Raw genomic sequence first — 20,225 nt, 5'->3', positions numbered from 1 at the left:
GAGTCCGCCGCGTCAGATCTCGAAGGGGGCCGCTGTGGCCGGTCATGGGTCGGTGCCGCGCAGCACGACCGAGGTGCTGGTAGGACGCGACCGGGAACTGGAGCTGCTCAGGTCGTACGTCGACCAGGTGCTCGGGCGCGGTGGGGTTCTGGTGCTGTCCGGGGAGCCGGGTGTCGGTAAGTCCGTGCTTCTGGATGCCGCGGCTTCGGCGGCGACGGCGGCCGGTGCGCTGGTCCTTCGGTCCGACGGGGTCGAGTTCCTCGCGGATCTGAGCTTCACCGGACTCAACCACGTACTCGAACCCTTGCTGCACGAGTACGGCGGGCTTGACCCGGTGCACCGCGAGGCCCTGACCGTGGCGCTGGGCGCGGGTGACGGTGCCCCGGTGGATCGACTGGTCCTCTACGGGGCGGTACTGGCGCTGCTCCGCCGGGCGGCGAGCAGCCGTCCCGTTCTGCTGGTCATCGACGACCTGCAATGGGTCGACCGGGCGAGCGCCGCGGCGCTCGCGTTCGTCGCCCGGCGGCTGACTGGGAGCCGAGTGGGCCTTCTGGCGGCCTCGCGGCCGGGGTTCGAGAGCTTCTTCGAACGCGCGGGGCTTCCCGAGCTCACCGTGTCTCCACTGGACGACAGGGCGGCAGCCGCCCTGGTCGGCACCCGCTTCCCGCTGCTCGCCGGGCAGGAGCTGCGTCGCGTCCTCGCGCAGGCGCGGGGCAACCCGCTGGCGCTGCTGGAACTGCCGGCCGCGCTCGGCGACTCGCGAGGCAGTGCGGGAGTGCCGCTGTCCGGGGTGCTCCCGCTCAGCCGTCGACTGCGGGACCTGTATGGCTGCCGGGTCGCGGAGATGCCGGCCCCCACCCGCCGGCTGCTGCTCCTGGCCGCGCTGGAGGGCGGCGGCGACCTGTCGGTCCTGCGGGCCGCCGCCCCCAGCGAGGACGTACTGGCCCTTCTCGCTCCCGCGGAGCGGGCGCAGCTGCTGCGGATCGAACACCGAGGGCTGGGGCGGCTGTCCTTCCACCATCCGCTGATCCGCGCGACCGTCGTGTCGGGCTCGACCAGCGGTCAGCGCCTGGACGCCCACCAGGCGCTGGCCAAAGCGCTGACCAGTAAACCCGATCGCCGGGCCTGGCACCTGGCCGAGGCCACGCCGGATCCCGACGAGCAGGTCGCCGCGCTCCTCGAGGACACCGCACACCGGGCCCGCCGGCGCGGCGACGCCGTCGGCGCCTTCAACGCGCTGGTACGGTCCGCCGACCTCACGCCCGGCCCCGCGGACCGTGGCAGACGGCTCGCCGAAGCCGCCTTCGTGGGCGCGGACGTCGCCGGCGAGCTGCGCACGGCGGCCGAACTGCTTGTGGAGGCCCGGCGTGCCGACCCGGAACTGAGGGGATCGCTGCGGGCGGCGGCCGCGGCCTCCCAGGTGCTGCTCAACCGCGACGGTGATGTCAACACCGCGCACCGGCTGCTGGTCGGTGCGATCACGACCCGCGAGGGCAGGTCCGACGGCGACGACGAGGCGCTCTTCGAGGCGCTGTGCACCCTGCGCAGGGTGTGTCTGTGCGCGGGCAGACCCGAGTTCTGGGACGCGTACCAGGCCGCCGTGTCGCAGCTGACCGTGCCGATGCCTCCCCTCCAGGAACTGCTCGGCGACGTCTACTCCGACCCGGCACGCTCCTCCCCGACAGCCCTCGGCCTGCTCGACGCGGTCATCCACGACCTGCACCGGGAGACCGACCCGAGCCGGATCGAACGGGTCGCGATGGCAGCACTCTTCGTGGACCGGGCGACCGGGTGCCGTGCGGCGCTCTGGCCCGTCGTCGAGGACGGGCGCGAAGGCGGCGCGGTCACGTCGGCGCTCATCGCGCTGGTGGTGCTGTGCCTGGACGACTTCATGACGGGTCGATGGGACGAGTGCGGCCGTCTCGCGAAGGAGGGGCTGGCGCTGTGCGAGGCCCACGGCTATCAGATGCTGGCCCAGCAGTTCCACCGGGCCCAGGGCCTGCTGGCCGCGGCGCGGGGCGACGACGGCACGGTGGAGGAGCTGGCAGAGAGGATCACGGAGTGGGCGGCACCCCGCGGCGCTCGGACCGTCGAGCACTTCGCGCGGCACATGACGGCACTGGCCGCCCTGGGCCGCGGTGACCACGAGGACGCCTACCTCGACGCCTCGGCGATCAGCCCTTCAGGCGTGCTGGCCCCCCATGCCCCGCTGGCTCTGTGGGTCCCCATGGACCTCGTGGAAGCCGCCGTGCGCAGCGGACGCCGAGCCGAGGCACTCGCCCATGTCGCCGTGATGCGGCAGACCGGCCTTCCCGGTATCTCCGGCCGCCTGGCACTGGTCACCGCCGGTTCGGCCGCGGTCGCCGCCCCCGGGGACCGGGCTGGCGACGCCTTCGAGGAAGCGCTCGCTGTTCCCGGTGCCGAGCGCTGGCCCTTCGACCTCGCCCGGGTCCGCCTCGCATATGGACAGCACCTGCGTCGCACACGGGCCGCCAAGGACGCCCGGACGCACCTCGCCGCCGCCCTCAAGACCTTCCGCCGTCTCGGGGCCGCCCCCTGGGCCGCGCGGGCGGCCGAAGAGCTGCGGGCGACTGGCCGTAACGCCACCTGGGAGGCCCACCAGGACCTGAGGGCCAGTCCGCTCACGGAGCAGGAACACCAGATCGCCACGCTCGCCGCGACCGGGCTGACCAACAAGCAGATCGGCGAACGTCTGTTCCTCTCCCACCGAACCGTGTCGGCCCACCTGAACCGGATCTTCCGGAAGCTCGGCATCACCTCGCGTGTCACCCTCGGCGAGGCCCTCGCCGCACTGCTGCCTGAGCAGTCCCGGACGGAACGGTCTCCCACCTCTTCGCAGACCTAGAAGGCGTTGCTTCCCGGAAGGGACGCAAGCGCGTCCCTCAGTGCTGCACGTGAGGCGATTCCGAGTTTCGGGAACAACTGGTAGAGGTGCGTACCAACGGTTCGCGGCGAAAGGTGGAGACGTTCGCCGATCTGCTTGTTGGTCAACCCGGAAGCGGCGAGTGCGGCGATCTCCTGCTCCTGTGCGGTGAGGGTCACGGAACCGTGCTTCGCTCCGGTGCGGGACCGGCTGGTGGCACGGAGTTCGCCCGTGGCCCGGTCGGCCCACGGCCGGGCGCCCAGGTACTCGAACACCTCGGCCGCCGCGTCCAGTTGGGCTCGGGCCTCCGTGACGAAGCGCATGCGCCTCAGACGCTCCCCGTAGGCCAGCCGGATCCGTGCCAGATCGAAGGGCCAGTCCTGTGCTCCCGGGAGGGCCAGCGCCTGCTCGAAGCACCCGACCGCGCCTTCATCGGGTGCGACCAGCGCGGCCGAGCCCGCCACCAGCAGCGCCAGCCGCGGGGAGAGAGCCGCGACACCGGCCTCCCGCATCGCACGCACGTGTGCCTCCGCCTCAGCGGTGCGCCGGGTGTGCACCGCCGCTTCCACCAGGTCCATGCAGAACCACAGCGCGTACGGAGCGTGGGGCGCGAGTCGGCCCGCAGGGCTGATCGCCACGGCGTGGCGGTACGCGCATTCGTAGTCGCCGGCACCGAGTTCGGCGAGGACCCGCGCATGGTCGGCGAAGACCGCCGCCGCCAGGACTCCGCGAGGCACGGCCCACTGCGCGATTCGGTCGGCCGTACTCCGGCTCTCTTCGAAGTGCCCGTGGACGGCGGCGAGCAGGGCTTGGTGGTACTCGAAATACCAGGAGAAGAAGGGGTATTGGCGCTCCTCGCAGATCCTCAGGCCCTCGGCGGCCAGCGTTTCGGCCTCCTCCCACCGGCCGGCCGGGAAATCCTGCAGGCACAGGTGCATGAGCGCGTCGATGTGCCGGCGCACATGGCCGCCCCGGCGTCCCCGACGGACGGCGTCCCAAGAGACGTCCCGCAGTTCCGTGAGCCGGTCGAGGCGGACGGGGGCCATGTCGTGACGGCCGACCGAGCTGGCGCCGGCCGGGTCCCTCCACGTCCTGCCGCAGGTGGAGAGCAGCGGCGGTGCAGCCGGCTTCAGACGGTCGAGAGCCGCGTGGAAGGGCTTCCACAAGGTATCCCGACCCCCGGACCAGCACACCAACTCCAGTATGCGCAGTGTCTCGATGAGGGCGTCGTCCTCGGCGTCGTATCCGTGCCTGCCCGTCTCGATGGCCTCCACCAGGAGACGGTGGGCCATGTCGATGTCGCCGTCACCGCCGTTGAGCAGGAGGAGAGCCGCCGTGGCGGCGGTCAACGGCGACCCGGTGAGATCCGGGTCCGCGCACCGGGCGCGGTCGAGGAGTTCCGACGCCGCGCTCAGCTCACCGGTCGCGTCGGCACCGAGGTATGCGGCCCGGGTCAGTCGGCGTGCGCGGTCCGCGCGGCGAGGGCTCAGTTCGGCGGACCTGGTAAAGGTGGCGACCGCTGCCGTGGCGTCACCTCGCCGGGCGGCACGATGCCCGGCCTCCTCCAGCAGGGCGGCGACACGCTCGTCGGGAACGAGGGTTGCCCGTCCCAGGTGCCAGGCCCGCCGCTCGGGTGCCTCCGCGCGGATCTCGGCCAGCGTGCGATGGGCCTGGCAGCGCTCGGTCAGGGTACTGGCCTCGACGACCGCGGCCCTCATCAGCGGATGACGGAAGGCGACCCGACGGTTCGTGTCGTCGAAGGTGATCAGACGATCCGATTCCGCCGCTGACAGTGCCGTAAGAGCCTTCGGGTCGCCCGATGCGGCACGGAGGACGCCCGGATCTCCGGTGCCGTCGAGGGCGAGCAGCAGCAGGAGCCGGCGCGACTCGGCCGGAAGGCGGGCCACGCGCGAAGCGTGGCGGCTGCGAAGGCGTGGGGAGAGGGGCAGTACGTCGGGCAGATCGGTCAGCGCGTCGCGTTGCGGGCCGCTCAGCGCGGCGGCCAGCTCCACGAGCGCCAGCGGGTTGCCCTGCGCCTGCGCCAGGACTCGGTCCCGCGCCGGTCCGGCCAGCCCCGGAAAGCGGACTGCGAGCAGTTCCACGGCCGCGTCGCGATCCAGCGGCGGCAGCTCGTACTCGGTGAGCCCGGCTCGCTCGAAGAAGGTCTCGGCTCCCGATCTGCAGGCGGCGAGGAATCCGATACGGCTGCCCGCCGGCCGATGGACGACGAAGCCCAGCACCGCCGAACTGGCCCGGTCGAAACAGCCGAGGTCGTCCACGACGATGAACACAGGGCGTTCGGTGGCCACTTGGCGCAGCAGGAAGATCACCGAGTCGGAGACGTGCAGACCGTCGGGCACCGGATCGCCCCCGTAGCCCAGCGCACTGCGCAGAACCCTCCGATGCCTGTCCTCCAAGCGCTCGATCCGGTCGTTCAGCGGCAACAGCAACTGATGAAGTCCGGCGTAGGCGAGCTCGGCCTCGAACCTGACCCCGACGGCCGACAGCACCCGGGCACCCGCCCCGGACATGCCCCCGGCGACCTCACCGAGCAGGGCGCTCTTGCCCACGCCCGGCTCCCCGGAGAGCAGCAGCGCACGGCCCGCGGCCGAGCCCTGCCCGAGCAGCGCCGTGATCTCCCGGAGGTGCCGCGCACGCCCCACCACCTCAGAGGGCTGACCGGCGTCCGCAGCAGGGGTCTTGGGCAACCGTTCGACGCGCGAGCCGAGTGACATGGGTACTCCGTACGTTTGCGCCGCCCTTCCCACTGTATGGCGGGAAGGCTTGGGCTCACCGTGCACCGGCCGGCGAGGACAAACATCAGTCACGTGACTGCGCGGCGACGTGCGGGTCATTTGACTGATGGTGCGAGCCCTTGAGGGTCTCGCAGAATCGAGATGTCCCTGAATCACACGAGCGGCGCAGGACGCATCACACCGTGTGCCCTCCGAACCTCCCTCGATCCCACAGATCTAACGAGCGGTGATGTGATGAGAGAACCCGACAGTTGTACGCCGGTGGTGTGCCGGATGCTTGTCCGCCTGATCGTCGCCGAAGGAGTGGACCGGCAGGTGATGCTGGATCTGTCCTACGACGCAGCCGATCCCTACGCGGTGTCCCTGACGTTCCACATGTGCACTGACACGACCGTGCGCTGGGTGATCGGTCGCGATCTTCTCCTGGACGGGCTGGGGAAGCTCACCGGCGTCGGCGACGTCCAGGTCTGGCCCTGTCGGGACCCGGGGGCGGACCAGGTGCACATCGCACTGTGCCCGTGTCCGAAGCAGGAAGCGGTCGTGGTGACCACCTCGGCACGAGCCCTCGGGGCCTTTCTGCGACGAACCCTCGCGGTGGTGCCCACCGGTACCGAGGAGTGCCACCTGGACATGGACGGAGCCGTCCACCAACTCCTGAGCGGCCCCGGTGAGTCGCTTCGATAGGGGCCGTCCGGGCCGGACGGACCGACGCCGTACGAGGTCGCGGACCCCGTCAGCGGCCGCCCACAGGCACCCCGCCTATCTCGAGGTGCAGAACGAGCGCGCCAAGGACGTCCAGCTGCGGATGGCCGACTGGATCACCCGGTTCGCCGGATCGATGTGGTTCGTCTACATCCACGTGGTCGTGTTCGCGGTGTGGATCGTCTGGGCGGAGAAGAGCCCGTGGCCGACGCTCACACTGATCGTCTCACTCGAAGCCATCTTCCCGTCCACGTTCGTGATGATCGGCCAGAACCGACAGGCCGAGTTCACCCGCAAGAAGGCCGATCACGACTACGAGGCGCAGGAGCTCGAACTGCGTCACAACACGCAGCTCACGGAACTCGTCCACACGCTCACCGTCGAGATCCACCGAGCGGTGAATGCCGTGGCCGCGGGTGAGACGGACACCGGCGAGAACGCCGAGCAGGTGCCCACCAGCACGGCCTGAGTCGCCGATGCATGTCACATCGGCCCGGCCCGCTCGGTCTACATGGTGACGGACAACAAGCAGAGGCAGTCATGCGAGAGATTCTGATCGTCGGCGGCGGCTACGCGGGCTTCTACACCGCGTGGGGCCTGCAGAAGAAGCTGCGTCCGGGCGAGGCGCGGGTCACGGTCGTCGACCCGCGCCCGTACATGACCTATCAGCCCTTCCTGCCCGAGGTGGCCGCCGGTTCGGTGGAGGCACGTCACGCCGTCGTCTCACTGAGGCGGCACCTGTGCGGCACCCGGCTGATCGCGGGCACCGTGACCGAGATCAGCAACGCGGACCGTACGGTGACCATCCGCCCGGTGCGCGGAGACGCCTACGAACTGCGCTACGACATCCTCGTGGTCACCGCCGGCGCCGTGACCCGCACCTTCCCCATTCCCGGACTCGCGCAGAAGGCCATCGGCCTCAAGCACGTGGAGGAGGCCGTGGCGATCCGGGACCGGCTGATGACCGCGTTCGACCAGGCCGCGTCGCTGCCGGCCGGCCCCGAACGGCGAAAGCTGCTCACCGTCACGTTCGTGGGAGGCGGGTTCTCCGGCGTCGAGGGCTTCGGTGAACTGCTCTCACTGGCAACCGGGATGCTCAGGTCCTATCCGGAACTGACCGTCGACGACCTGTCCTTCCATCTGGTCGAGGCCCGGGGCCGCATCCTGCCCGAGGTGAGCGACAAGCCGGGTGCCTGGGTGGTACACCACCTGGAACGCCGCGGCGCACATGTCCATCTCAACACGCAACTGCTGTCCGCCGAGGACGGCCACGTCGTCCTCTCCGACGGAGCGGAGTACGACTCCGAGCTGATCGTCTGGGCCGCCGGCAACGCCGCGAACCCGGTCGTGCACAACCATACGGACCTGCCTCTCGACGAGCGCGGCCTGCTGCTGGTCCGCGCCGATCTACGCGTAGGCACCGACGCCGAACCCGTGCCGGACGTGTGGGCCGCCGGCGACGACGCGTCCATCCCCGATCTGGCCTCGCCGGTGCCGGGCGCGCGCACGGTGCCGAACGCCCAGCACGCCGTGCGACAGGGCAGGCGTCTCGCCAGGAACCTCGTGGCCGACCTGCGCGGGCGGCGAGTGAGGAACTACCGGCACGGCAGCCTGGGCGTGGTGGCGACGCTGGGACTGGGGCGGGGCATCTTCCAGTACAAGGGCATCGTCATCAAGGGATTCCCGGCGTGGCTGATGCACCGGGGTTATCACGTGCTCGCGGTGCCCAGCTGGGAACGCAAGATCCGCGTTCTGGCGGTGTGGCTCACCGCGGCCCTGACAGGCCGGGATCTCGTGTCTCTCGCCTCCGTCCAGCACCCGCGGGACGCCTTCGTCACAGGTGGGCGGACGGAGAACCCAAGTGGCCGCCGCGCGAAGGAAGGCAGCACAGCATGACCATGTGGGGTTCTCGTTTCCATAGGGGGTACGCCATGGCCGCGCGTGAGGAGGCCGCCCGCGGCCTGCCCGACATCGAGGGTTTCCTGTACCGGGAGGCTCACAGGGGAGCGACCCTCCGCCGCGTGGCGGCATTCACCGCGCGTGTGGAGGGACTCACCCCCGAGCAGAAGCGGGACATCGAGCAGTGGTACGTCGAAGAGCAGAAACACGTCGCCCGCATGGTGACCGATCACATCACCGAGCGCGTCGATGCGATGGAAGCGCAACACCACGTCAGGATCCGGCAATGGCTGCGGGGAACACTCACCGGGATGGCGCTGATCACCCTGGCGATGATCGCGTGCGTCGTGGTGATCCTGGGATCGTCGCGGTGACCGCCGAGCGCTAGGAACGCCCGGTGCGATACAGGCCCCGGCCGGCGCGCTGGATGCGGGAGGAGGCGACGAGGCGATCGAGTGTGCTGCGGACCGCGTTGATGCTTCCGCTGTCGGCGTCACGGCCGAGCGCCGCCGCGACCTCACGGGCACGTACCTCGACGTCACCGACCTTGGCGAAGTACGCCATGATCTGCTCGGTCAGCTTTCCGTACTGCTTGTCCGCGTCCGCATCGGTGTCCGTCCGTGAGGCGCTGGGCTCGGTGTGCTCGTCCACCTGGGCAGCGGCGCGCGGAGTGACCAGCGCGCTCTCGAGAGCGCCGAGGGCCCGCTGTACTGAGCCGAGATGTGCTACGACCGCCGCCAACTCCCTTTCCAGCGCCTGCTTCTGGAACTGCAGCCGGGCCAGTTCCTCCTGAAGCCCCTCGGCGGTGACCTCGATGCTGTGTGCCGCACGGCTCGCGGAGACCATGAGTTTTCCCCTCCTCAACCCTTGTCGACATCATATGCAGTGCTTCGAGTGTCAGACAGAGCATCTCAGTGTCTCGAACAGTGGGATTTCGCGGGCCCGTGAAAGAGCATCGTCCATTTCTGTCACAAGCGCCCGTCGGACGCGGTCCCTGCAGCGGATGAACCGTAACAACGGAGGCCAATGGATCATGTATGTCGAACCGTCCCTCACCACACCTGACGACCTCGAGGACGCTGTCGCCGTCTTCGTCCACCACCGCAGGCGGCTCTTCGGGATCGCCTACCGCATACTCGGCAGCACGGTCGAGGCCGAGGACGTGGTCCAGGAGGTGTGGCTGCGCTGGCAGAAGACCGACCGCTCGGTGGTACTGAGTCCTGCGGCCTTCCTGTCGAGCGCCACGACCCGCCTGGCCATCAACGTCGCGCAGTCGGCGCGCGTGCGTCGGGAGACGTACATCGGACCGTGGCTGCCGGAACCCGTCGACACGAGCGCGGACCCCGAGGTCGGTGCTGTGCGCGCGGAGGCAGTGGAGATGGCGCTGCTGTTGGTGCTGGAGAAACTGACTCCCGTCGAGCGCGCCGCCTATGTACTGCGCGAGGCGTTCGACTACGCCTACGCCGAGATCGCCGACATGCTCGAGGTCAGCCTCGCCAATGTGCGGAAGATAGTCAGCCGTGCTCGTCGGCACCTGCTGGACGAGCGGCGGGAGACCGTGGACGCGGCCGAACACCGACGCCTCCTCAGCGCCTTCGTCTCAGCGGCCAGAACGGGAGACGTGGCATCACTGGAAGCCCTGCTCGCGCCGGATGTCGTCAGCCTCTCCGACGGCAACGGCATGCGGGGCTGTGCCCGGGTACCTGTGCTGGGCCGTGCCCGGGTGGCCAGGCTCTCGGTCTACCGGCAGTTGTGGCGCGAGACTGTGCCCGAGCTGATCGATGCCAACGGCGCTACGGGCGTCCTGATCCACCGGGACGGCCGGACCCTCGCTTTCATGACCGCGTCCGCCTCAAAACACGGCATTCACCAGGTGCTGTGGGTGTTCACGCCGAGCAAGATCGCCGCCTTCCTCGATTCGCGTTCCCGTTTCGCAGCCACCCCTGGTCTCACGTACGGCGCTGGTTCCAGGACCGCAGCTTGTCGGGATTGAGCATGACCCAGACCTGGGCGACACGGTCATCCGAGACATCGAGACTGATGACAGCGGCGACCCGGCAGCCGTAGCGGGCGACGAGGCCGGTCCGGCCGTTGACGGAATGGGTGGTCAGGGTGGTGTGCGGGCTTCGGGTCAGGAGTGTCAACAGGCTGTCGGCGACCGGCCGACAGCCGTGGACCGGTCCGGTCAACGCCCGTACCTTGCCGCCACCGTCGAAGAACGCCGTCGCGTCCGAGCACAGCAACGACGTGAGCAGCTCGCCATCCTCGGCGACGCACGCCCGGCGCACGGCGCGGGCGACGGCGTCATGCTGCCGCGGTGTCGTGGAGCGGGTGCGCCGCAGCCGCAGCCACTGCCGGGCCCGTTCGGCGAGTTCGGCGAGCTCCGGCTCCGTGCGGCCCACGATGGCGGCGACCGTGCCCGGGGCCATCCCGAAGGCACTGAACACGAACGCGGCGCGCTCGGCAGACGGCAGCGATTCCAGCGCGTTCAGGACGACCCGCCCGGCCTCCTCCTCCACCTCCGACGGCCGTGCCCCGTGCCCCTCCTCGGGGCCGGCCTCACCCCGGCCGGGCCGTGCGAGGCGGTCCAGGCAGATCCCGCCCACGGTCTTCGCCAACCAGGACCGGGGGACGGTGACCTGCCGACGTGCCGCGTCGGACAGCCCGTACCACCGGTGATATGCCTCGTCGACGACGCTTTCCGCCGCGCCCGGGTCGCCCAGCATCCAGTGGGCGACATCGAGCAGGAACCGACGCTCCTCCCACAGCTCGTCGATCGGCACCGCATCGCTCCGGTCCATGGGGCATCCTCGCTCTCGCTCGCGCTGCCCCGCACGCGGCAGGGGCGTCGGCTCAACCCGTAAGACCGGGAACTCCCGGATCGTGTGACACGGGCTCGTCGCGGCCGTGTGTCACACATGCGACGGCTGCCCGGTCCTACAGGACAGCGACACACTTCTTTTCCCTTGACTGCTGAACGAGGTGACCATGCCATGCAATGGCGTGAACGGGCAGCTTGCCTGCGCGTAGATCCCGAGCTTTTCTTCCCCATATCCAACAGCGGTCCCACACTCCGGCAGATCGACGAGGCGAAGGCTGTTTGCGGCCGTTGTCCCGTCGCAGAGCAATGCCTCGACTGGGCCGTGCGGGCGGGACGCGTGGACGGCATCTGGGGCGGAACGACGGAAAGCGAACGCCGAGTGATGCGTGGAATCGAGACCCGGGTGGCAGTGAAATGAACACGGGGGAAAGGGTCGCCGACTGGGCCGACGGGCGCTTGGGCGTCCGCCGACTGGTCAGAGAAAAGGCACGACGAGCGTTTCCGGACCACTGGTCCTTCATGCTGGGGGAGATCTGTCTCTACAGCTTCGTCGTTCTCATCGTCACGGGCGTGTATCTGACCTTCTACTTCCATCCGTCAATGAAGGAGGTGCAGTACAACGGAAGTTACGCACCCCTGCGCGGCCAGATGGTGTCGGAGGCTTTCGACTCGACCATGCACATATCCTTCGACGTCCGCGGCGGTCTGCTGATCCGGCAGGCCCATCACTGGGCGGCGTTGGTCTTCGTCGCCGCCCTGCTCGCCCACATGATGCGGGTGTTCTTCACGGGCGCCTTCCGCAAGCCACGCGAACTCAATTGGGTGTTCGGATTCTTGCTGTTGGTCCTCGCCATGTTCGCCGGACTGACGGGATACGACCTCCCGGACGACCTGCTTTCCGGGACCGGTCTCGCCGTGGTGAACGGAACGATCCTGTCCATTCCTGTCGTCGGAACGTACCTGTCGATGTTCCTCTTCGGAGGCGAGTTCCCCGGCAGCGAGCTGGTGGCCCGCTTCGACACCATCCACGTGCTGGTCATCCCCGGCCTCATGGTGGGACTGCTGACCGCCCATCTGGCCCTCATGCTCTACCACGGGCACAGCCAGTACCCGGGCCGTGGACGTACCAACAGCAATGTCGTGGGAGTGCCGGCCAAGGTACGCATAGTCAAGTCCTCCGGGTATTTCCTCCTGGTGACCGGTGCCATCTTCGTCATGGCCTCGGTCGCGCAGATCAACCCCGTCTGGCAGTACGGGCCTTACCGTGCCGACCAGGTTTCGGCCGGGTCGCAGCCCGACTGGTACATGGGCGTGGCGGACGGACTGCTTCGGGTGATGCCGGGCTGGGAAATCAGCTTCTGGGGTCATACCCTGGCGCTCGACAACCTGATTCCGTTGACTGTGGGTGTCGGTCTCTTCCTCGCCCTGGGCGCATATCCGTTCATCGAGTCCTGGGCGACCGGCGACACGCGTGAGCAGAACCTTCTGGACCGACCACGTAACCGTCCCGTACGAACGGCACTTGGCGTCGCATGGCTCAGTTTCTACCTGGTGTCCTTGATCGGCGCCGCGAACGACATCATCGCCGTCCGTTTCCATGTCCCGGTCGAGTCGGTGACCTGGGCGGTCCGCATCGGACTCATCGTCGTTCCGGTCGCGACTTATGCGCTGACCAAACGACTGACGCTCGGCCTTCAGCGCAGCGATCGCGACAAAGTCCTGCACGGACGTGAGACCGGCATCATCAAACGCATGCCCAACGGTGAATTCGTCGAGGTGCACGAGCCGCTCAGCCAGGAACAACTCCACGTCCTCACCCAGCACGAGCAGTACAAGCCGCTCGTTCTCGGTGTCCGCCTCACCCAGCAGCTGCGTTCCCTGATCAGCGAGATCCTTTACGGAGAAGGGGCGCAAATCGACAAGCCGACCGCGCAGGAATACCAGGCGCTGCACAAGGGGCGCACCGACGACCATGCCTAGGCCGACGCCGCCTCGCCGGCGAGCCGTATGGTGCGGATCTCCTTGCGGGAGGTGATGCCGAGCTTGGAGAACACCTTGCGCAGATGCCATTCCACCGTGTGGTGGCTGATGAACAACTGGGCGCCGATCTCGGGATTCGTGAGACCGTCCCGGACCAGGCGGGCGATCTGCTCCTCCTGAGGGGTGAGGGCCACCTGCGTCGCGGCGGAATGCCTGCGGACCCTCGCTCCCGTCGCCTGAAGTTCGCGGCGCGCCCGTTCGGCGAATGCCCCGGCTCCGATGTGGCTGAGCATGTCGTGCGCGATGCCCAGTTGAGCACGGGCGTCGGCTCGGCGGTTCTCGCGGCGCAGCCACTCCCCGTACAGCAGGTGGGTCCGGGCGAGGTCCATCCGCACCCCGGTGCCACCGAGCCGCTCGATCGCCTCACGGTACAGGGCATCGGCGACCTGCCCTTCGCTCACCAGAGCATGGACGCCTGCCGCGGTGCCGAGAGCCCACTCGGTACCGGCGGCCTGCGCCATGTCGCTGATTCTGCGCACCGCCGCGACGGCGTCCGCGGGTCTGCCCAGTCGTACGGAAGCCTCGATCAGCTCGACCGTGGACTGGAGGGAGAGACCGAGTTCCTGCGGGTTCTCGCAGCCCCGTAGGGCGGCCGCGTACGCCTCCGCGTACCTGCCCAGGCCGTTGTAGAGCAACGCCGCAGCCCACTGCGTGGCGGTCTCCACCTTGCCTTCCCCGCGCAGGAGCAGGTCCTGGGTGACCGCGTCGATCGCCTGTCGGGTCGTGGACTCCCTGCCCTTCCAGGGCTCGACGACCAGCGCGCTGTAGTGCGCGAAGAAACTGCTGCCGGTCGCCTCACCGATCGCCGTCGCCTCCGCAACCAGAGAGCCGGCACCGGCGAGATCACCGGCGAAGACCCGGTTCGACAGACGGAGCAGCAGTGCCGAAGGCAGCACCGACAGGGCTCCCGTCTCGCGCGCGAGGTCGACCAGCCGTGCCGAGAGCACCGACCAGCTATCGAAGTCCCATGTGCTGTGGGCCAGGCGGCATGCGAGCGGGAGCCAGCCGAGCCCTTCCTTCGGTGAGATCCCGCCGTCGCGGAACGCCGCCAGCGCCCTGAGCAGCATCGGCGCGCCCGCGGCGTAGCCCTCTGTGGTCAGCCGCGCCTGGCCGTACAGAAGGAGATCGTCGCGTGACGGTTCGGCGGGCGCGGGCGTTGCGAGAATGGCCTGGGCGACTTCGAGGATCCCCTTGCCCTGCGGTAGCCGGCCAGCCGTGAGGGCCGCGTAGATCGCGTCCCGGTACGTCTCGCGGGCGAGCCCGGCGTCGAGCGGCTCCAGTCGCCGGGCCGCTTCGAGCAGCAGCGGCAGGCCGGCGCCGGCGCTGTGGGACGCGGTCATGATCCGACCGCGCAGCAGGGTCGACCGTGCGGCTCCGAGGTCGTCGAGGGGACCCAGCTCGGCCGCCCCCGCCAGTTCCCGCGCGGCGTCGAAAGCGCCGGCCTGGTATTTGGCGTGTGCCGCCGCCAGCGCCCTGCCTCCACGGCGCGTGGGGTCGGGCGTCAACTGGGCGGACCGGTCGAGGAAGGCCGCCGCCGCGGCGACTCCGCCACGTGCCTGCGCCCGGTCCGCCGAACGCTCCAGCTCGGCGGCCACCGCCTCGTCGGGTCCCGCCGTCGCACGCGCCAGATGCCATGCCCGACGGTCCGGATCGAGCCGGGCGTCGGTCACGTCCGCGAGAGCTCTGTGCACCTCGCGCAGGTCGTCCGGGCCTGCCGCGCGATAGGCCGCCGAACGCACCAGCGGGTGACGGAAGCGCGCCCAGGCGCCGAGGGTGATCAATCCCGACGCCTCGGCGTCCGCCGCGGCCGGGTCGACGGCGATTCCCAGCCGCTCGGCTGCACGCCTGAGCAGCGTCGCGTCGCCGACCGGTTCGGCGGCGGCGATGCACAGCAGGCGTTGAGTCTCGGCCGGCAGCGCCTGGACGCGGCGGAGGAAGTCCTGCTCCAGCCGGTTCGCCACAGACCCCGCGCCGGGGCGCCCGATGTCGCCGACCGGGTCCAACGCGGTGAGCGTGTGCGGCAGTTCGAGCAGGGCAAGTGGGTTGCCGCGGGTCTCGGCGACGATGCGGTCACGCACCCTGCGGTCGAGCGGGCCGGTGACGACCGAGGCGAGAAGTTTTCGGGAGTCGTCCTCGAACAGCCCGGTCACGGGCAGTTCGGGGAGGCCGGTGAACATCTCACCGGTGGTCGGCTCGCGCACGGCGACGGCGAGCACGACCGATTCCGCCAGCAGCCTGCGGGCGACGAACTCCAGGGTCTGTGCGGAGACCCGGTCCAGCCACTGCGCGTCGTCGATGACGCAGACCAGCGGCTCGCTCCCGCCGGCCTCCGAGAGGAGGCTCAGCGTGGCCAGCCCGACCAGGAACCGGTCGGGCGCGCGCCCGCCGTGCAGCCCGAACGCCGTGCGCAGTGCGTCGCGCTGCGGCTCCGGGAGGTTGTCGAGTCCAGACAGCAGTGGCGCGCAGAGCTGGTGCAGGCCGGCGTAGGAGAGCTCCATCTCGGACTGGACGCCGACGGCGCTGACGGTGCGGCATCCGGTGGCGCGCCCCAGCAGGTACTTCAGCAGCTCGGTCTTCCCGATCCCCGCCTCACCCCGCAGGACCAGGACTCCGCTGCGCCCCTCCCTGGCGCCCGCCAGGAGGTCGTCGAGGGCCCGACGCTCGTTCTGCCTGCCGAGGAGTCCGGCTCCTGAACCGCGGCTCGTCATGGCAGCCTCCCACGTCAGATGCTCCAGGCGGCGCGTCGGCCGGTGCGTAGCTGGATCACGGCGGCCATGGTGCGACCGAGGCGAGCCGGATCCATCGTAAACGGCTGTGAAAGCGGAAAACTTCCGACTTTGAGTGAACGTGGTGGATCGAGTGCCGTCCGCAACGACGGTCCGGACGGGTCGGCCACGGACCACCCACGCAGACCACGCAGTCCCCTACGGCCTTCCAAGGGCGCGCCGGGCTGCCCTCGGGCGCGACATTGGTGCCGGCTGCCCTTCGAGCTGCTGACCCACGAAGCAGAGGAGCCGGACATGGACACACATCTGACCAAGACCGGGCAGAACCGGGAGACTGCGGGCACATCCGTCATCGCGCTGGACGACGCGACCTGGGTGTTCGTGCAGGCCAGGCCCGGACTGCTCACCCTCGCCAGGCAGATCGTCGGGAACGCGCACGAAGCCGAGGACGTCATCCAGGAGACGTGGCTGCGGTGGCAGGACGCCGACCGCACGGCCGTCTCCAATCCGCCGGCACTGCTCAGAACGACGACCGTCCGGCTGGCCATCAACGTCGTGCAGTCCGCCTGGAAGCGTCGGGAGTCGTGTGACAGCCCCTCGCTCCCGGAGCGGATGGACCACCACGCGGGCCCTGAGGAGGTGGCCGAGCGACAGGACGCCGTCGAGCGAGCGGTTCTCCTGCTGATGGAGACCCTGACTCCGAGGCAACGCGCCGCGTACCTCCTGCGGGAGGGCTTCGGCTATCCGTACGACCGGATCGCCGAGATCCTGCACCTCAGCGTCGTCAACTCGAGGCAGCAGGTCGCACGCGCCCAGCGGCGTCTCACCGGGGACCGCCGCAGGCAGCAGGTCGACTCCGTCGCGCACCGGCGTCTCGTTCAGGCATTCTTCTCGGCGGCCCAGACCGGTGACCTCAGGCACCTGGAAAGGGTGCTGTCGACCGATGCCGGCGATCAGCGGTGACCGCTGCGGCAGGTATCAGCGGGTCTGGCCGGGCGGGCGCATGGATCTCGTCGACGGCGACGCGCTCGGGCCGGGTGACGGCGTACAGGAACATCGGCGCTGTCCTCGGGCTCAGCTCCGTCGCGACGAATCCAGGCTCGACGTCGACGACGCGTACCCCCCGCGCCGTCGTCTCCTGCCGCAACGCCTCTGAGGAGGTAGTGATCCCGAACCTGATGGCCGCTGCACAACGCTCTCGGCCGTGGCCGTACGACGCGAGTCAAGGAGATCTGCACCGCGGCACCCTCGCTCCCCGGCAGGGCTCCCGGCAGGTGAGCAGGACTGTGTGGACGGCGTACATGGAGCCGTTCGGTGGCGGGCATGCTCGTCCACTCCCCGGTGTCGGCACCGGGATCGGTCCGCTCAGCATGACGCCCACGTCGTTCACCAGGATGTCCAGCGCCTAGAAGCGCCCGACGGCCACCTCCGCCGCGTCCTGCACCGGCCGACAGTCGGCCCCGTCCAGTTTCAGGATCAGCATCTCGCCAAAGCAACCCGGGCGCCCGCCTTCGACAGGGCGGCGGCCGTGCTCCGGCCGAGGAGATCAGCGGCAGGCCGCATGCCGGTTCAGTGCGGTTGAGATGACGTTCATGCGCTCGCCGAGGTCCGCGAGTTCCTGGCGCAGTTCCGTGACCCGGGTACGAAGCTCGGCGGCTTCGGCGGTCAGCGATTCGAATGTGGCAGCAACATCGACGCGGTCCTCAGCGATTACGGACATCGTGTCTCCATGAATTTGTTTTTGAGCAGCGCGAGCCATTTACCTGCTGTAATGAAGGGGCGTGCCGGTCGTCAACGGGCAATGGTGGCCCTCTCCTTTCGGAGAGGGCCACCCCGAGGAATTACTTCTGCCGTGCGAGCCAGTCGGCGAACCTGGTCCCGGCGATGTGCGCGTCCGGGCCGGGCAGGAGCGTGTTCTCCTGCAGCGGAGCACCCCAGTACGTCGCCTGCGGATCCGTGACGATCTTGCGCGGGTCGTCCAGGGCGGTCAGCCCCATGCGGATGAACTCCTCCAGCTGGAACACGTCGGGGCCGCCGACCTCCACCACGCCGCCCACCGGGGCGCCGACCGCGGTGCGGGCGACGGCCGCGGCCACGTCGTCGGAGACGATGGGCTGGATCTTGGCGTCGGGCAGATGCACGGTGTCACCCTCGGTGAGCCCGTCGGCGAGTCCCTTCGCGAACTCGAAGAACTGGGTGGCGTGGACGATGGAGTAGGTGTTGCCGGACGCCTTGATCAGGTCTTCCTGGACCTGCTTGGCGCGGAAGTACCCGCTCCCCTGCAGGCGGTCGGTGCCGACCACGGACAGCGCCACGTGATGCGCCACGCCGGCCTGGGTCTCCGCCTTCAGCAGATTGGTCGTCGAGGTGCGGAAGAACTCCATGACGGCCTCGTCCTCGAACGAGGGCGAGTTCGACACGTCGACCACCACCGACGCACCCTGCAGGACCTCGGCCAGCCCCTCGCCCGTCAGCGTGTTGACGCCGGTGTTGGGCGACGCCGCGACCGCCTCGTGCCCGTGCTCGCCGAGCCCGGCGACCACCTTCGAGCCGATGAGCCCGGTTCCACCGATCACTACGACCTTCATGACGGAATTCCTTTCGAGTTTATTTTGGTTTCCCTGATGCCTGTATCAGTAGAGACCGGGAACCGGCTCTGTCTGTGACACCTTCTATTCGACGAGTTTTCCCGTGGTCGAGACGTCCTCCATCAGGGAGGAAATCTCGTCGGGGACGGCCGGAATACTCTCCCGGGTGACGCCCGTCGTCGGGGACCACACGAGATTCACCTGCAGAGCGGAATCCAGGCCGGGGTAGTCGCTGCGGTTGTGACAGCCACGCGTCTCCCGGCGCTCCAGCGCCGATTCGAGGGTGGCCCGGGCCGCCAGCGCAGCGGACCTGAGGTCGAAGGCGTGCGCGAGGTCCTGATATCCGGCGATGTCCGGGTGGATGCCGACGTCCTGCATCCTCTTCTCGATCACCGCGAGTTCCGCCAGTCCTGCGCGCAGGCCGTCTTCGTCGCGTACGACGCCCGCGTGCTCAGTCATGGTGTTGCGGATGGCGCGTTGCAGAGCGCGGACGTTCTCCGGCCCGTCGGCGGCGAGGAGTTCGTCGATCTCCGCGCGGGCCTGGGCGATGGCCGACGCCGACCGCGGCTGTGCCTTCAGGGACTGCGAATACGCGGCGGCGGCCTGCCCGGTGAGGCGGCCGAACACCAGCAGCTCGATGAGGCTGTTGCCACCGAGACGGTTGGCCCCGTGCAGCCCGCTCGACGCCTCACCGATGGCGTACAGGCCACGGACGTCCGTGCTGTGGTCCTCCGGCCGCACCCACACCCCGCCCATCGAGTAGTGCGCCGTGGGCGCGATCTCGATCGGCTCTCGGGTGATGTCCAGCATCTGCAGGTCCAGCAGGGTCTGGTAGACGCGGGGCAGACGCGTCATGATCGTCTGCCGGGGCAGGTGCGAGACGTCGAGCCACACACCTCCCTTGGGCGTGCCCCGCCCCTCCTTGATCTCCGTGTACGCGGCCAGGGCCACGCGGTCGCGGGTGGACAGCTCCATGCGCTCGGGGTCGTAGCGGGCCATGAAGCGCTCGCCGAGTGCGTTGCGCAGGATGCCGCCCTCACCGCGGGCGGCTTCGCTGACCAGGGTGCCGGCCGCGTTCTCCGGCTCGATGATCCCGGACGGGTGGAACTGGACCAGTTCGGCGTCGCGCAGCCGGGCCCCGGCCTCCACGGCCAGCCTGAAGGAGTCCCCCGTGTTCTCGTCGCGCCGCGATGAGGTGCGCCGCCAGATGCGGGTGTGGCCGCCGGCGGCCAGGACGACGGCGTCGGCGTGGATCAGGTAGCGCCTGCCGCTGGTGAGGTCGAAGCCGTACGCGCCGAACACGGCGCCCTCGTGCACCAGCAGCCGGGTGATGTACACCCCTTCCAGCACCGGGATGTCGAGCTGCTCCGCACGCCTGATCAGCGTCCGCTGGATCTCCAGGCCGGTGTAGTCACCGGCGAAGGCGGTCCTGCGGAACTTGTGCGCGCCGAAGAAGCGCTGCGAGATCCGGCCGTCCTCCTCACGGGCGAAGGCCATGCCGTAGCGCTCCAGGTCGTCGATGCCCCGGGCGGCGCCCTGGGTGACGATCTCCACGGTGCGGGGATCGGCGAGGAGGTAGCTCTCCTTGAGGGTGTCGGCGGCGTGCTGCTGCCAGCTGTCCTCGGGGTCCATGGTGGCCAGCGCCGCGTTGATGCCGCCGGCCGCCAGTGAAGTATGGGCGTCCTCCTTGGGCCGCTTGCCGACGGCGAGGACGTCGATGCCGGCCTCGGCAAGTTCGATCGCCGCGCGCAGACCGGCACCTCCGGTGCCGATCACCAGCACCATGGTGGCAAGACGTTGTTCGGTGAC

16 protein-coding genes are annotated in these 20,225 nt (G+C 69.5%); 9 read left to right on the top strand and 7 right to left on the bottom strand.

Annotated features, from left to right (window positions below; all coding sequences use genetic code 11):
- Positions 1-34: 34 nt before the first annotated feature.
- Entirely contained in the window at positions 35-2,866 is a 2,832-nt protein-coding gene (locus EDD92_RS37215; protein WP_123968370.1) for an AAA family ATPase, read from the top strand.
- Here the strand turns inward: EDD92_RS37215 and EDD92_RS37210 are convergent.
- On the bottom strand, positions 2,863-5,619 hold the full coding sequence (locus EDD92_RS37210; RefSeq protein WP_123968369.1) for an AAA family ATPase: 2,757 nt from the start codon (positions 5,617-5,619) through the stop codon (positions 2,863-2,865). The genes EDD92_RS37215 and EDD92_RS37210 overlap by 4 nt on opposite strands.
- Positions 5,620-5,913: 294 nt before the next feature.
- On the opposite strand from EDD92_RS37210, the gene EDD92_RS37205 reads away from it, so the two are divergent.
- From EDD92_RS37205 to EDD92_RS37190, 4 genes are all read left to right on the top strand, one after another.
- Positions 5,914-6,324: an SsgA family sporulation/cell division regulator gene (locus EDD92_RS37205; RefSeq protein ID WP_185124243.1), complete on the top strand. Its 411-nt coding sequence runs from the start codon at positions 5,914-5,916 to the stop codon at positions 6,322-6,324.
- 85 nt (positions 6,325-6,409) lie between these two features.
- Positions 6,410-6,811, top strand: coding sequence for a DUF1003 domain-containing protein (locus EDD92_RS37200; RefSeq protein ID WP_260327011.1), 402 nt, complete (start codon positions 6,410-6,412; stop codon positions 6,809-6,811).
- Between the two features lie 71 nt (positions 6,812-6,882).
- Positions 6,883-8,238 (top strand): NAD(P)/FAD-dependent oxidoreductase, encoded by a 1,356-nt coding sequence (locus EDD92_RS37195; protein ID WP_123968367.1) that lies wholly within the window; start codon positions 6,883-6,885, stop codon positions 8,236-8,238.
- 35 nt (positions 8,239-8,273) lie between these two features.
- Positions 8,274-8,615, top strand: a complete 342-nt coding sequence (locus EDD92_RS37190) for a hypothetical protein (protein ID WP_185124242.1) — start codon at positions 8,274-8,276, stop codon at positions 8,613-8,615.
- A 10-nt stretch (positions 8,616-8,625) separates the two neighbouring features.
- Here EDD92_RS37190 and EDD92_RS37185 read toward each other — a convergent pair whose 3' ends face one another.
- A complete protein-coding gene (locus EDD92_RS37185; protein WP_123968365.1) occupies positions 8,626-9,087 on the bottom strand; it encodes a hypothetical protein in 462 nt (153 codons plus the stop codon).
- 187 nt (positions 9,088-9,274) lie between these two features.
- Here EDD92_RS37185 and EDD92_RS37180 point away from each other — a divergent pair, with 187 nt between their 5' ends.
- A complete protein-coding gene (locus EDD92_RS37180; protein WP_123968364.1) occupies positions 9,275-10,234 on the top strand; it encodes a sigma-70 family RNA polymerase sigma factor in 960 nt (319 codons plus the stop codon).
- On the opposite strand, the gene EDD92_RS37175 is transcribed toward EDD92_RS37180, so the two are convergent.
- A complete protein-coding gene (locus EDD92_RS37175) occupies positions 10,191-11,042 on the bottom strand; it encodes a sigma factor (RefSeq protein WP_123968363.1) in 852 nt (283 codons plus the stop codon). The two genes, EDD92_RS37180 and EDD92_RS37175, sit on opposite strands and share 44 nt — an antisense overlap.
- A 192-nt stretch (positions 11,043-11,234) precedes the next feature.
- Between EDD92_RS37175 and EDD92_RS37170 the strand changes: the two genes are divergently transcribed.
- Both EDD92_RS37170 and EDD92_RS37165 read left to right on the top strand, forming a co-directional pair.
- Entirely contained in the window at positions 11,235-11,480 is a 246-nt protein-coding gene (locus EDD92_RS37170) for a WhiB family transcriptional regulator (protein WP_123968362.1), read from the top strand.
- Positions 11,477-13,042: a cytochrome bc complex cytochrome b subunit gene (locus tag EDD92_RS37165; protein WP_123968361.1), complete on the top strand. Its 1,566-nt coding sequence runs from the start codon at positions 11,477-11,479 to the stop codon at positions 13,040-13,042. The genes EDD92_RS37170 and EDD92_RS37165 overlap by 4 nt, the downstream gene beginning before the upstream one ends.
- Here the strand turns inward: EDD92_RS37165 and EDD92_RS37160 are convergent.
- Entirely contained in the window at positions 13,039-15,810 is a 2,772-nt protein-coding gene (locus EDD92_RS37160) for a LuxR family transcriptional regulator (protein ID WP_123968360.1), read from the bottom strand. The two genes, EDD92_RS37165 and EDD92_RS37160, sit on opposite strands and share 4 nt — an antisense overlap.
- A 312-nt stretch (positions 15,811-16,122) precedes the next feature.
- Here EDD92_RS37160 and EDD92_RS37155 point away from each other — a divergent pair, with 312 nt between their 5' ends.
- Positions 16,123-16,791, top strand: coding sequence for a sigma-70 family RNA polymerase sigma factor (locus tag EDD92_RS37155; protein ID WP_185124241.1), 669 nt, complete (start codon positions 16,123-16,125; stop codon positions 16,789-16,791).
- 583 nt (positions 16,792-17,374) lie between these two features.
- Here EDD92_RS37155 and EDD92_RS37150 read toward each other — a convergent pair.
- The 3 genes from EDD92_RS37150 to EDD92_RS37140 form a co-directional block, all read right to left on the bottom strand.
- Positions 17,375-17,587 (bottom strand): hypothetical protein, encoded by a 213-nt coding sequence (locus tag EDD92_RS37150; protein WP_123968358.1) that lies wholly within the window; start codon positions 17,585-17,587, stop codon positions 17,375-17,377.
- A gap of 82 nt (positions 17,588-17,669) precedes the next feature.
- Positions 17,670-18,416, bottom strand: coding sequence for an SDR family oxidoreductase (locus EDD92_RS37145; protein ID WP_123968357.1), 747 nt, complete (start codon positions 18,414-18,416; stop codon positions 17,670-17,672).
- An 84-nt stretch (positions 18,417-18,500) separates the two neighbouring features.
- On the bottom strand, positions 18,501-20,201 hold the full coding sequence (locus tag EDD92_RS37140; RefSeq protein WP_185124475.1) for an FAD-dependent oxidoreductase: 1,701 nt from the start codon (positions 20,199-20,201) through the stop codon (positions 18,501-18,503).
- Positions 20,202-20,225 lie beyond the last annotated feature (24 nt).

The organism is Streptomyces sp. TLI_185 (assembly GCF_003814765.1).
Taxonomy (GTDB): Bacteria; Actinomycetota; Actinomycetes; order Streptomycetales; family Streptomycetaceae; genus Streptomyces.
This window is presented reverse-complemented; position numbering and strand designations above follow the sequence as displayed.